We start from the raw sequence: 12,870 nt of genomic DNA on the forward strand, positions 1-12,870 counted from the left end.
GTTAGAATTGCGGATTCCCATCAGGCCTTTCACGCCTGACGGTGGAAACCCTACAAAAAACGTGCAGCACAGTCCGGTGACTGCATGAGCCTACGTTGTCGAAATGACACGCCCACCCGAACGAACACAATCGGTGCACCCATGAGCAAGCTGAACAAATCCATCCTCTCGGACTTCGAATCCGCCCAGATCACCCGCGAGCTGCCGAAGTTCAGCCAGGGCGACACCATTGTCGTGAACGTGAAGGTGAAGGAAGGCAACCGCGAGCGCGTCCAGGCGTACGAAGGCGTCGTGATCGGCACCAAGAACGCCGGCCTGAACTCCGCGTTCACCGTCCGCAAGATCTCGCACGGCTACGGCGTCGAGCGCGTCTTCCAGACCCACAGCGCCATCATCGACTCGGTCGAAGTGAAGCGTCGTGGTAAGGTCCGCGCCGGCAAGCTGTACTACCTGCGTGGCCTGGAAGGCAAGGCTGCCCGCATCAAGGAAGATCTGGCTGCTGCTGCGCAGGCCAAGGCCGCGCGCCTGGCTGCCAAGGCTGCCCAGTAATACCGGCCGACAACCTCGGTTGTCGCGTCAGCAAACGGCCACCTTCGGGTGGCCGTTTGCGTTTCCGGCATTACGATGCCGGGCGCGGGTCCGGATCGGCGACCGGCGACGGCGGCGATGCGGGTATTTCCGCCGGCGCCGCCATTTCCTCACGATGGCTCGGCAACATGCGCGCCTTGCGCCAGCCGCCCCAGCGGTAATACGCCAGCGACATCAGCATCGCGCAGAACGAACTCACCGGGAAACTCCACCACACCGCATCGGCACCCAGGCGGTCCTGCAGCAGCTCGGCGAACGGCACGCGGATGCCCCACAGCGACACCGCCAGGATCAGCAGCGGCGGAATCACCGCACCGGTGGAGCGCACCACACCTGAAATCACGAAGTTCACGCCGAAGAACAGGAACGACCACACCGCGATGTGGTTGAGGTGGCGCGCCACGTCCAGCGCTTCGCTGCCGGTGGGCAGGAACAGTGCCAGCGAGTAACGGTCCAGCAGGATCAGCGGCAGGATCAGCACGCCGGTCAGCAGGAAGTTGTACAACACCCCGCTGCGCGCGGTACCGCGCACGCGCGACCAGTTGCCCGCGCCCACGTTCTGCGCCGCCATCGACGAACACGCCGCACCGATGGCCATCGCCGGCATCTGCACATACGTCCACAGCTGCAGCGACGCCCCATAGGCCGCGGCGGTATCGGTGCCGTAGCTGTTGACCATGGTCATCATCATGATCATCGACAGCGAAATCAGCACCATCTGCAGGCCCATCGGCACGCCCTTGACCACCAGCGCACGCAGGATCTCGGTGTCGATCTTGAACAGCCGCATGTCCTTGCGGCCCAGCCACAGCACATGGCGCTTGTTGCGCATGTACCAGAGCAGGCCGATCAGCGACAGCGTCTGCGCGATCAGCGTGGCCCACGCCGCACCGGCAATGCCCAGCTTGGGGAACGGCCCGATGCCGAAGATCAGCAGCGGGTTGAAGCCGATATCCAGCACCACCGAGAGCAGCAGGAAGCGGAACGGCGTGCGCGAATCGCCGACGCCGCGCAGCGCCGAACTGAGGAAGGCGAACGCATACAGCGTGGGCATGGCCAGGAAGATGATGCGCAGGTAGGCCTCGGCCAGCGGCAGTGACGCAGCCGGTGTGCCCATCGCCGCCAGCAGCGGATGCGACAGCCACCAGCCGGCGATGGCGATCACCACCGACAGCCCGATGAAGAAGGTAGCGCTGGTGCCCATCACCCGCCGGGCCTGTGGGATGTCCTTGGCGCCCATCGCCTGGCCGATCAGGATGGTGGCGGCCATGCCGATGCCGAACACCGAACCGATCAGGAAGAACATGATGTTGTTGGCGTTCGCGGTGGCAGTCAGCGCCGCCTCGCCCAGGAAGCGGCCCACCCACACCGCATTCACCGAGCCGTTCAACGACTGGGCGATGTTGCCCGCCAGGATCGGCAGGGCGAACAGGAACAGATTGCGCCCGATCGGGCCGGTAGTCAGGTCAAGCGGCGCTTTGGCCATGTGCTCTGGAGATCAAGCCCGGAGAGCGGCACACTAGCACCAACCCCGTAACCGGGATATCGCGATGCGTACACCTGACCGGTTCATCCCCGCACTGGCGGCAGTCTTGATTGCCGCGCTGCTGCCCGCATGTTCGTCTACAGACGACCGCCTGCGCGATGCGCAGGTAAGGCCGATGGACCGACCGGAATGCCAGGTCGGCAGCCAGCGCCGCGATCTGGATGCGGGGGTACCCGTGCTGATCGGTGGCACCGGGTGCCGTGGCAACCCCTCGGCGCCGCAACCGCTGAACCGACGACCGGCAGAGCCGGGGAGCTGAACCGCCCGCATGACCGAAGCAACTACGCTGGTGCCCGCCGCCGTGCGGCTGGATGTGTGGCTGTGGGCCGCACGCTTCTTCAAGACCCGCAGCCTGGCCAAGCAGGCCGTGGAAACGGGCAAGGTGGACGTGGCCGGGCAGCGCCCGAAATCCTCGCGCGCGGTGCGCGTGGGCGAGCAGCTGCAGATCAGCCGTGGCGATGAGGTGTATGACGTGCAGGTGCGCGGCTTGAGCGACCTGCGTGGCCCGGCGCCGGTGGCGCAGCAGCTGTATGAAGAGAGCGAGGCCTCCCGCGCGCGGCGCGCCGAACTGCGGGCGCAGCGTGCGGCCGCGAAGAATGGCTACCAGCCGCCAGAGCACCGCCCGGACAAACGCGCGCGGCGGTTGATCCGCGCGCTGGGCGACATCGACGCGATCTGAAGCAGGAAAGGCGCCCCGAAGGGCGCCTTTCGCATCACCGGTGCAGGTCGTACCGGTCCAGCTCCATCACCCGTGCCCAGGCGGCGACGAAGTCCTGCACGAACTTCTTCTCGCCATCGGCGCTGGCATACACCTCGGCCACCGCACGCAGCACCGAGTTGGAGCCGAACACCAGGTCGGCACGGCTGCCGGTCCAGCGCTTGCCGCCGCCGTTGCGGCTGCTGCCTTCATAGCCGTCACCGCTGGCCTTCCACTGCGTGCCCATGTCCAGCAGGTTGACGAAGAAGTCGTTGCTCAGCGTGCCCGGGCGGTCGGTCAGCACGCCCTGGGTGTTGCCATCCACGTTCGCCCCCAGCACGCGCAGGCCGCCTACCAGCGCGGTCAGCTCCGGCCCGGTCAGGGTGAGCAGCTGCGCCTTGTCGATCAGCAGCGCCTCGGCCGGCACGCTGTAGCGGCCCTTCACGTAGTTGCGGAAACCATCGGCATACGGCTCCAGCACCGCGAACGACTCAACATCGGTCTGTTCCTGGCTGGCATCGGTGCGGCCCGCGTTGAACGGCACGCTGACGTCATGGCCGCCGGCCTTGGCCGCCTGCTCCACGCCGACATTGCCGGCCAGCACGATCAGGTCGGCCAGCGACACCTGCGCGCCGCCATCGCCCTTGAAGCCGCCCTGGATCTTCTCCAGCGCCGCCAGCACCTTGGCCAGCTGCCTGGGCTGGTTCACGGCCCAGTCTTTCTGCGGGGCCAGGCGGATGCGCGCGCCGTTGGCGCCGCCGCGCTTGTCCGAACCGCGGAAGGTGGATGCCGAGGCCCATGCAGTGGAGACCAGCTCCGCCACGCTCAACCCGGCAGCCGCGATCTGCTGCTTCAGTGCGGCCACGTCGCCCGCGCTGATCTGCGACTTCGGCGCTTCCGGCACCGGGTCCTGCCAGATGAAGGTTTCGGCCGGTACTTCCGGGCCCAGGTAGCGGGCACGCGGGCCCATGTCGCGGTGGGTCAGCTTGAACCACGCCCGCGCGAACGCGTCGGCAAACGCCTGCGGGTCTTCGAGGAAGCGGCGCGAGATCTTCTCGTAGGCCGGGTCCAGCCGCAGCGACAGATCGGTGGTGAGCATGGTGGGGCGGTGCTTCTTCGACGGGTCGTGCGCGTCGGGAATCACGGCCTCGGCATTCTTGGCCACCCACTGGTGGGCGCCGGCCGGGCTCTTGGTCAGTTCCCATTCGTTGCCGAACAGGATCTGGAAGAAGTCGTGGCTCCACTGCGCCGGGGTGCGGGTCCAGGTCACTTCCAGGCCGCTGGTGATGGTGTCGCCGCCCTTGCCGCTGCGGAACTTGTTGGCCCAGCCCAGGCCCTGGTGTTCCAGGCCTGCCGCTTCGGGTTCCACGTCCACGTTGTCGGCCGGGCCGGCGCCGTGGGTCTTGCCGAAGCTGTGGCCACCGGCGATCAGGGCCACGGTTTCCTCGTCATCCATGGCCATGCGGCCGAAGGTGTCGCGGATGTCGATGGCGGCCTTGATCGGGTCCGGGTTGCCATCCGGGCCTTCGGGGTTCACGTAGATCAGGCCCATCTGCACGGCGGCCAGCGGGTTTTCCAGGTTGCGCGAGTGGATGTCACCGTCGGCATCGTCATCGGACACCAGCACGCCATGGTCTTCGACCACGCCTTCGGAGCCGTGCGCGTAGCGCACATCGCCACCCAGCCAGGTGGTTTCGCGGCCCCAGTACACGTCCTGGTCCGGTTCCCAGGTATCGGGGCGGCCGCCGGCGAAGCCGAGCGTCTTGAAACCCATCGATTCCAGCGCGACGTTGCCGGTGAGGATCAGCAGGTCGGCCCAGGAAATGGCCTGGCCGTACTTCTGCTTGATCGGCCACAGCAGGCGTCGCGCCTTGTCCAGGCTGACGTTGTCCGGCCAGCTGTTGAGCGGGGCGAAGCGCTGCTGGCCGCGGCCGCCGCCACCGCGGCCGTCACCGATGCGGTAGGTGCCGGCGCTGTGCCAGGCCATGCGGACGAACAGGCCGCCGTAGTGGCCGAAGTCCGCCGGCCACCACTCCTGCGAATCGGTCATCAGCGCGGTGAGGTCGGCCTTCAGGGCAGCGTAGTCGAGCTTGGAAAACGCCTGGGCGTAATCGAAGTCAGCGGCCAGCGGGTGCGAGCGCGAGGAGTGCTGGTTGAGCAGGTCCACGCGGAGCTGGTTGGGCCACCAGTCGCGGTTGGTCGTGGCATCGCCGACAAGGGCGTGGTTGAACGGGCACTTCGCTTCGCTTTTCATGGGTAGTTACCTGTGGACTGGCGAATGTGGAATGGGCCCCGCGGAAGGACGCGAGGGCAGCCCAACTACCCTATGCGCCGTTCGGCGGTTGGTAAATTCAATTGAACTAACCGAAGTGATAGGCACGGACTATTGAAAGGTCGCCGGCCATGGGAGGCCGGCGACGGGGGCAGGTCAGCGCTTGCTGAGAATGCCCATGACATCGCTGAGGCCGAACTGGCCGTCGCCATCCTGGTCGAACGCGTTGAGCAGGCCGCCAATGCCGCCGGCAGCTGCCGGTGGCGCTTCGGCGCCGAGCGCCTGGCCGAGTTCGTTGGCATTGCCCTGCTGGGCAAACCGTTGGGCCAGGAATGACATGACGATGGGCGCCAGGATTGCCAACAGCTGGCCGGCGCGGCCACTGTCGAGGCCGGTCTTGTTGCCCAGCACCTGGGCCGCCTGATTGGTCTGGCCGCCAAAGACGTGGCCGAGGATGCCAGCGCCGTTGGTGGCCGCACCTCCGCCGCCGCCCCCGAGCACGGCACCAAGGATGCCGCCAAGGTCGAAACCGCCGCCGCCGCTCCCGCCGCCGAGATGATCTTTCTGGAGCGCATTGAGCAGCGACTGCGCGCCCTGCGGCTGGCTGGCATTGCTGCCGAGCGCGCCCATCAACAGGGGCAGGGCGGCGCTGACCGCCTGGGTGGCCTGGTTCTGGTCCAGGCCGAGCTGCTGGGAGACCTGTTGGACGCCAGTGCCCTGCAACTGCGAGAAAAGGGATGCGGTGAGCGAGTTCGTATTCACGATCGACTCCTTCGACCCGGGATGGGACCGGCGGAGCATAACGCCGCGTGCACGAAGGGAATGCGAAGGCTTCACGCGCCCCCGCGCCCGGCCTACACCAGCGCCTTCAGCCGGTACAGCGCCTCCAGCGCCTGCTTCGGGGTCAGCTCATCCGGGTCGATCGCCGCCAGCGCCTCCTGTGCCTTGCTGGAGGGCGCGGTGAACAGCCCGAACTGCTGCGGTGCATCCAGCGCCTGCGGGGCCATGGTGGCGGCCACGGTCTCGCCGCCGCGCTGCTCCAGCTCGGCCAGCCGGCGCCGGGCCTGGGCCACGGTGGCGCGGGGCAGGCCGGCCAATGCGGCCACCTGCAGGCCGAAGCTGCGGTTGGCCGGGCCGTCCTTCACCGCGTGCATGAACACCAATGCCTCGCCGTGCTCCACCGCGTCCAGGTGCACGTTGGCAATGCCGCTGATGCCGCCTTCGTGCTGCTCGTCGGCCAGCGCGGTGAGCTCGAAGTAGTGGGTGGCAAACAGCGTGTAGCAACGGTTCTCGTAAGCAAGGTGGCGGGCCACCGCATCTGCCAGTGCCAGGCCGTCATACGTGGAGGTGCCGCGGCCGATTTCGTCCATCAACACCAGCGACTGCGCGGTGGCGTGATGCAGGATGTAGCTGGTTTCGCTCATCTCGACCATGAAGGTCGACTGCCCGCGTGCCAGGTCATCGCCGGCGCCGATGCGGGTCAGGATGCGGTCGATCGGGCCGATCACCGCGCGGCTGGCCGGCACGAAGCTGCCGATGTGGGCCAGCAGCACGATCAGCGCGTTCTGGCGCATGTAGGTGGATTTACCGCCCATGTTCGGGCCGGTGATGACCAGCATGCGGCGGTCGGCGTGCAGGTCCAGGTCGTTGGGTTCGAACGGCTGCTCGCGCACTGCTTCCACCACCGGGTGGCGGCCGCGCTCGATGCGCAGGCACGGGGCGGTGTCCAGCTCCGGGCGCGCCCAGTCCAGCGCCTGCGCGCGTTCGGCGAAGCCGGCCAGCACGTCCAGTTCGCTGAGCGCGGCGGCGCACTGCTTGAGCGGTTCCAGTTCGCCGGCCAGCGTATCGAGCAGCTGTTCGTACAGCAGTTTTTCGCGCGACAGCGAACGTTCGCGCGCTGACAGTACCTTGTCTTCGAACGACTTCAGTTCTTCGGTGATGTAGCGCTCGGCATTGGTCAGGGTCTGGCGGCGGGTGTAATGCACCGGCGCCTTTTCGCTCTGGCCCTTGCTTATTTCGATGTAGTAGCCATGCACGCGGTTGTAGCCGACCTTCAGCGTGGCGATGCCGCTGCTGGCGCGTTCGCGCTGTTCCAGGTCGATCAGGAACTGGTCGGCGTGGGTGGACAGGCGGCGCAGCTCGTCCAGCTCGGCGTCATAGCCTTCCGCGATCACGCCACCGTCGCTCAGCTTCATCGGCGGGGCAGGGGCGATGGCCGAGGCCAGCAGGTGCGCGCATTCGTCATGCGAGCCCAAGGCCTCGCGCAGGGCGACCAGGCGCGGCGAATCCAGCGGCGCCAGCACCGCGCGCACCTCCGGCAGCAGGCCCAGGCCATCGCGCAGCGTGGAGAAATCGCGCGGGCGCGCCGAACGCAGCGCCACGCGGGTGAGGATGCGTTCAAGGTCGCCGAGCGCACGGAAGGCTTCGCGCACGTCGCTGTCGGCACCGCGATCAATCAGCGTGGCCACTGCATCGTGGCGCTGCACCAGCACCTCGCGAAGGCGCAGCGGACGGTGCAGCCAACGGCGTAGCAGGCGCCCGCCCATCGGGGTCACGGTGGTATCGAGCACGCCCAGCAGCGTGTTGCGGGTATCGCCGTCCACGCGCGTATCCAGCTCGAGATGGCGGCGGGTGGCCGCGTTCATCGCGATCGCTTCGCTCGCCGTTTCGGTGGAAATGGAGGTCAGGTGCGGCAAGCGCTGCTTCTGGGTTTCTTCGACATAGCCGAGCAGTGCGCCGGCTGCAGCGGTGGCGCGCGGCTTGTCGTCGATGCCGAAGCCGGTCAGGTCATGCAGCTTGAAGAAGGCCAGCAGCTGCCGGCGGCCGCTGTCGGCATCGAACAGCCACGGCGCGCGGCGGCGGATGCCGCTGCGGTGCTTGAGGAATTCCGGCCAGTTCTCTTCATCCGGCACCAGCAGCTCGGCCGGCTCCAGGCGGGCCAGTTCGGCTTCCAGCGCGTCGTCGGAATCGACCTCGTTGACCAGGAAGCGGCCGCCGGCCAGGTCGGCCCAGGCCAGCCCGTAGCCGTTCTTGCCGCGCGAGAGCGCCATCAGCAGGGTATCGCGGCGCTCATCCAGCAGCGCCTCGTCGGTGACGGTGCCGGGGGTGACGATGCGCACCACCTTGCGCTCGACCAGGCCCTTGGCCAGCGCCGGGTCGCCGATCTGCTCGCAGATGGCCACCGACTCGCCCAGCGCCACCAGCCGTGCCAGGTAGCCCTCGTAGGCATGCACCGGCACCCCGGCCATCGGGATCGGCGCGCCACCGGAGCTGCCGCGCTGGGTCAGGGTGATATCCAACAGCCGCGCCGCCTTGCGGGCGTCGTCGTAGAACAGCTCGTAGAAGTCGCCCATGCGGAAGAACAGCAGCAGGTCCGGGTAGCCGGACTTGGCGGCAAAGAACTGCTTCATGGCCGGCGTGTGTTCTTTAGATGCTTTGCTGTTGTTGCTTTGTTCTATTAAATCAGTCACTTGATGATTTGGCCGGTGATGTCAATGACGGTGGATGGAGGCGATTGGCGGCGAGTGAAGGTGTTTTGTGTAGCAATGATGTAGCAACTCGACTGATCATTGGGCAGGACGCGTGTAGCAACGTGGTGTAGCAATGGCCATTGGCGTGCGCTAATGTAGCTATCCCAGTATTCGGAGGGGCGTGTGTTGAAGATTCCAGCGTCGAGCAGGAAGGCGGGTTCTCTGAAGTTTAGTTTGACCTACGCCCAAGTGCTGGCGTTGTCGGTCACCAAAGGGCCCGGCTTGGATGCTCAAGGGAAAGTTAGGATGCTTGATCGGTCGGACGGCGGGCCCTACGTGGTGCTGGACAGCGGGCCCGGTGCGCCCACCGGGTTTGGCTTCCGGGTTGGCAAGACCATGACCACTTACGTGGGGCAGAAACGAGGGCCGACTGGAACCCCGGTTCGCTTCACTTTGGGGAATGTGTCCGACATGGGGCTGGACGAGGCCAGGGAAGCCTGTAGGGAACACTTGGCGGTGCTCAAGGAGTCGGGAAGGAACCCCGTCCACGTCAGGCGTGAGCAGCTGCTGGAAGCGCTGGAAAGGGAATCGGAAAAGGAGTTTGGTGATCTGACCTTGCGCGAGGGAATGGGGCGTTACATCGCCCACCTGGACACCCGTGCAAAGAACAAGAAGATCAAGCCGGCCAGCGTTGAAGCGGTGCGTGACAGCTTGTCTCGGCTCTCGCGGCCCACGGTTGGGTTGGCGGACAAAACCCTGAACCAGCTCCAGTTGGAGGTCATCCAAAAAGCCTTTGACGCTTGTCGCATTAGTTCCATGCAACTGTCCAACCGCATCCCCCGGGACATGAGCAAAAAGCTGGCGGAGGTTGAAGACTGGGCAAAGCTCACTGTTTCAGAGCTTGAAGCGTTGGGCATCACGGGAAAATATATACAGCGAGTGCGAGCTGCAGGGTTGAGTTCGACGGAACATACGTTTTCAGACGCCAGGCGAGCGGTGGACTTCCTCATCGATGAGGAAAAAGCCCGCGATCATCAGTTCGGCCGGCCACAACGCCAGTTCTACAACCCGTTGGTCGTCATCCACACCCGGGACATGCTTAGAGAAGCGCACGAACTGCGCAACCATTACAGCCGCGCCGAGGTTCGCAATCCCCTGGACGACAAAACCCTGCCCAAGGTCCTCAAAGCCATTGCGGCACGGCGGGATGAACAAGGTGGGCGCAACGCGGCCGGGGCGGACTATTTGCTGCTGACCTTGCTTTGGGGAACCCGGCGCAGTGAGGCTGCCCCGTTGCGGTGGTATGACCGCTGCACCCCCGGAGAGTTGTCGCAGGAAATGGTGTCCTGGGTCTGGCTGGCGGGGCCAGAGGACATCAACCCGACCACCAAGCGGGCGGGCAGCCAAGTCTACCTTTTCGAGACCAAGAACAAGGAGCAGCGGTTCTTGCCCGTCACCTACTTTGCCGACCGCGTCCTGCAGCGGCGCTTTAACGAGCGCGCGGACGATACGGGGGGCAAGCAAGGATTGGAGGCCGCCAAGGCCGCGCTGAAAGCAGCGAGCAAACGGGGTGGGCAACGGGGGCTGATCGACGCCTTGGAGGCGGCGGTGGCTGACGCCGAGCACGCGTTAGATCGAACCCGGTTCGTCTTTCCGGCAAGGTCGCGGCGCAGCAAAACCGGTCACTACTCCGACAGCAAGTCCATTATTGCCAACGTGCGTCGCGACGCTGGGCTGATCGATTTGCGCGAGGAGGTGGACATCGGCCTGACCCCCCATGATTTACGCCGCACGCTGGGACGCTACGCAGAGCGTGTTCACAGCGGCAAGGCAAGGGTTGTGTCGCAAATGCTCCATCACAAGGTCAAGGACAAAGATTCCGCGGCCACTGATGCAATCTACACGGAACAGGAGTGGTCGGTCCTAAGGGAGGCCTTGGGCACCACAGAGGAATACATGATGGCCACCAGTCCCCGGGTCTGGAACCGCTGGAAGGGCACGGACAAGCCGCGGCTGGATGAGGTCAACGACCCGCCAGTGACGATTTTTGCAGCACGCAACCAGAAGGTGGCGCTCGATGACGAGCATTGAACCCATCCGCACCGAAGAATCGTTTCTTGCCAAAGTCGAAGCGTCGTGGAGCGGGGAGTTGGTCCGTGCGAAGAACGCGGGCGGAGGGATGATCTCCGCGAAAGCTGCAGCATGGTTCCTCGGCATCCACGCCGACACGCTTGGCGACTGGCGACGTCGCATTCCGCCCATGGGCCCTCGCTTTCAAAAGGCTTTGGGCAGTGCCGTTAACGGCCCTAATCAGCGGGTGAAATACGATTACGACGAGTTGGTGGCATGGAAGGACGGACAGCAGGGCAGGACAGCGAAAGAGCGTCGGTTGAGCGCTGAGCTGGAGCGCTTGAGCCAACAGCAGCGAGAGTTGGAGCTAGAGCGGCAGATCCACGAGGCCAAGGTGGCATTGGAAAAGCTGCGCAAGAACGCTGGGCGCTTCACTGCGTTGATCACGTCCCACCAAGGTTGGGCCATTCCCCACCCATGGGCGGTGGTGGGAGGGCTGATAGCCGGGCATGTGCTCTCAGTGGACGAGGACACCCTGGACCGTGCCCTGGCAGAGGGCGAAATCTGGGAGGCCCCCTTGGCCGAGGCGCTGCTGGAGCCTTGGACCAGCGTCGCGGCGCGCGAGCCATTCGATGACGTGATGGAGGCGGCACAATCCGCGTTTCAGGCGGCGTGGAGCGAGGTCCGGAACCAAGCCCGTGCTCAAGGCTTGGACGACGGCCTGCCGCCCGCTACGGGCCCCAGCACTCGGAAGCCGTTCCGCCTCTAACCGGCTACCATCTGATCAACGGTTTGAGGGGAAGCAATGAGCTACACGCGCGCAGAATGCGAGACCGTTCTCCTCAAGAGGCACTGGTCTCTCCACGTCAAACCGCGAAACCGCGAGTTGACGCAAAAGGGTGGGAGGCTGGACGCAGACGTGCTCGCGTCGGTTCGGAGCTGGGAGGACGGCGCCACCTGGAGCCAGGTCTACCAAGGCATCCAGGAAGACGTAGAGCGAGGGAAGCAGGCCGATCCCATGACCCTTGCCGAAGCGGCCGGACTCTTCAATATGCCCAGCAGGCAGCTGATGGGGATCATCAAAGACGGCTTGCTTCAAGAGGAGCTGTTGGGGGGAATCCCCCAGCGGTGGAGCTTTTCGGACGTGGCAGCAGTGATGGGGGTAAGCCAAGACGAGTGCGAGGCGCTCAAGGCGAGCGCCGAGCCCGAGCCGCTGCTGTTCACTCCCTCAAAAGGAACGGTGTCGCTCAAAGAAAAGGCGCGCTTGGAGCGGCTGGAGAAAGCCGCGCAGGGAACGGCCTCGATTGAATCTGCGAAGACTCAGGCAAAGGCCAAACCTGACAAGCCGAAGCTGAAGCAGGGGGAGGCAAAGCGACAGCTTGAGATCCTTAAGGATGCCCAAGGCGCGTTGAACGACCGTCTTTCTGAAGACCAAACGAGGCGCCGGGGAGAAGGCAGCAAAGAGCGGGTATTGCCTTGCGACTTGATTTCCTGGGCCGACCAACATCCGGTTTTGAAAGACTGGAGGGCCTTTCGCGGGGAAGCTGACCCCGTTGGAAGATCGATCGTTGTCCATGGGCAACCGAAGACCCTCAAGCCATCGAAAATCATTGGCTACATCCAGGTGCTGGAAAAAGGTGCCATCCGGGTCTTCTTTGAGGGAAAGAGCGGCCCCTCGAAGATCATCGACATCGATCTCACCAACAACCAGCGAATCCGGAAGGCGATGATCAAAGAGGGGTATGCGCAAGTGGACCCTTTGGGAAACGTCTTGAAGTTGGAATCGCGCGAGCAAACTCTCCCCGAAGCCTTGAGCTTGGACTGGCTAGACAACCTCAGGCGAGAACAGCTGCTGAAGGATTACATCAGCGCACTGGGATTCTGGGGGGATGAGCTTTCCCGCGCTGCGAACCAAGCGGTGACGGCCATCGAGGGTTGGAAGCAAGAGCAGCAGGGCGACCGCGTCACAGCGAAGCGAGTGGCGTTGCTGGATCAGAAAATCCAGGACGCACTGGATGAGGAGAAGATGGCTCGGGAATGGAGCGCCCGTGCGCGCAGAGCGAGCTTTGAAGCGAGTCTGCCGCGAGCGGAGGTGACGACGAAGCCCGCCCCGTTCCGGTTCTAAGCCTGCTCGCCGGCTGCCCGCCGGCTCGGTCTTGGAAGAAAAGCAGGGAGGCCGCGGCTTCCGCCGCAGCCCAGGTCATCCCCCCAAGCCCCAAGTCACCCC

At 65.1% G+C, this 12,870-nt stretch carries 10 protein-coding genes; 6 read left to right on the plus strand and 4 right to left on the minus strand.

All coding sequences use genetic code 11. The features are described 5' to 3' along the window. The first annotated feature begins 141 nt into the window (after positions 1-141). On the plus strand, positions 142-549 hold the full coding sequence (gene rplS / locus NMB40_RS03755) for a 50S ribosomal protein L19 (protein ID WP_481444471.1): 408 nt from the start codon (positions 142-144) through the stop codon (positions 547-549). 70 nt (positions 550-619) lie between these two features. On the opposite strand, the gene NMB40_RS03760 is transcribed toward rplS, so the two are convergent. Then, on the minus strand, positions 620-2,074 hold the full coding sequence (locus NMB40_RS03760; protein ID WP_282247130.1) for an MATE family efflux transporter: 1,455 nt from the start codon (positions 2,072-2,074) through the stop codon (positions 620-622). 64 nt (positions 2,075-2,138) lie between these two features. Here NMB40_RS03760 and NMB40_RS03765 point away from each other — a divergent pair, with 64 nt between their 5' ends. Both NMB40_RS03765 and NMB40_RS03770 read left to right on the plus strand, forming a co-directional pair. After that, a complete protein-coding gene (locus NMB40_RS03765; protein ID WP_494360197.1) occupies positions 2,139-2,393 on the plus strand; it encodes a hypothetical protein in 255 nt (84 codons plus the stop codon). Between the two features lie 9 nt (positions 2,394-2,402). Next, complete coding sequence (locus tag NMB40_RS03770) at positions 2,403-2,813, plus strand: RNA-binding S4 domain-containing protein (RefSeq protein ID WP_282247128.1); 411 nt, start codon at positions 2,403-2,405, stop codon at positions 2,811-2,813. A 34-nt stretch (positions 2,814-2,847) separates the two neighbouring features. Here the strand turns inward: NMB40_RS03770 and katG are convergent, their stop codons facing one another. The 3 genes from katG to mutS all read right to left on the minus strand — a co-directional run bounded on the left by katG (position 2,848) and on the right by mutS (position 8,513). After that, positions 2,848-5,085 (minus strand): catalase/peroxidase HPI, encoded by a 2,238-nt coding sequence (gene katG, locus NMB40_RS03775; RefSeq protein WP_494360198.1) that lies wholly within the window; start codon positions 5,083-5,085, stop codon positions 2,848-2,850. Between the two features lie 174 nt (positions 5,086-5,259). Beyond that, positions 5,260-5,865, minus strand: a complete 606-nt coding sequence (locus NMB40_RS03780) for a DUF937 domain-containing protein (RefSeq protein ID WP_494360199.1) — start codon at positions 5,863-5,865, stop codon at positions 5,260-5,262. Between the two features lie 92 nt (positions 5,866-5,957). Further along, positions 5,958-8,513: a DNA mismatch repair protein MutS gene (gene mutS, locus NMB40_RS03785; protein ID WP_494360200.1), complete on the minus strand. Its 2,556-nt coding sequence runs from the start codon at positions 8,511-8,513 to the stop codon at positions 5,958-5,960. Between the two features lie 243 nt (positions 8,514-8,756). Between mutS and NMB40_RS03790 the strand changes: the two genes are divergently transcribed. Genes NMB40_RS03790 through NMB40_RS03800 form a run of 3 tightly spaced genes read left to right on the plus strand, consistent with a single transcriptional unit; the run spans position 8,757 to position 12,768 of the window. Then, a complete protein-coding gene (locus NMB40_RS03790; RefSeq protein WP_494360201.1) occupies positions 8,757-10,664 on the plus strand; it encodes a site-specific integrase in 1,908 nt (635 codons plus the stop codon). Then, the gene (locus tag NMB40_RS03795) at positions 10,651-11,412 is read left to right on the plus strand and encodes a nucleotide-binding protein (RefSeq protein WP_494360202.1); all 762 of its coding nucleotides are present in this window, start codon (positions 10,651-10,653) and stop codon (positions 11,410-11,412) included. The genes NMB40_RS03790 and NMB40_RS03795 overlap by 14 nt, the downstream gene beginning before the upstream one ends. 36 nt (positions 11,413-11,448) lie before the next feature. Beyond that, on the plus strand, positions 11,449-12,768 hold the full coding sequence (locus NMB40_RS03800) for a hypothetical protein (protein WP_494360203.1): 1,320 nt from the start codon (positions 11,449-11,451) through the stop codon (positions 12,766-12,768). Positions 12,769-12,870: the final 102 nt, after the last annotated feature.

This window comes from Stenotrophomonas sp. FBCC-B152, assembly GCF_059134105.1.

What these genes read in the sequence shown, in the direction of transcription:
- rplS (WP_481444471.1), top strand. Translation starts at nt 142, where the DNA reads ATGAGCAAGCTGAACAAATCCATCCTCTCGGACTTCGAATCCGCCCAG.
- NMB40_RS03760 (WP_282247130.1), bottom strand. Translation starts at nt 2,074, where the DNA reads ATGGCCAAAGCGCCGCTTGACCTGACTACCGGCCCGATCGGGCGCAAT.
- NMB40_RS03765 (WP_494360197.1), top strand. Translation starts at nt 2,139, where the DNA reads ATGCGTACACCTGACCGGTTCATCCCCGCACTGGCGGCAGTCTTGATT.
- NMB40_RS03770 (WP_282247128.1), top strand. Translation starts at nt 2,403, where the DNA reads ATGACCGAAGCAACTACGCTGGTGCCCGCCGCCGTGCGGCTGGATGTG.
- katG (WP_494360198.1), bottom strand. Translation starts at nt 5,085, where the DNA reads ATGAAAAGCGAAGCGAAGTGCCCGTTCAACCACGCCCTTGTCGGCGAT.
- mutS (WP_494360200.1), bottom strand. Translation starts at nt 8,513, where the DNA reads ATGAAGCAGTTCTTTGCCGCCAAGTCCGGCTACCCGGACCTGCTGCTG.
- NMB40_RS03795 (WP_494360202.1), top strand. Translation starts at nt 10,651, where the DNA reads ATGACGAGCATTGAACCCATCCGCACCGAAGAATCGTTTCTTGCCAAA.
- NMB40_RS03800 (WP_494360203.1), top strand. Translation starts at nt 11,449, where the DNA reads ATGAGCTACACGCGCGCAGAATGCGAGACCGTTCTCCTCAAGAGGCAC.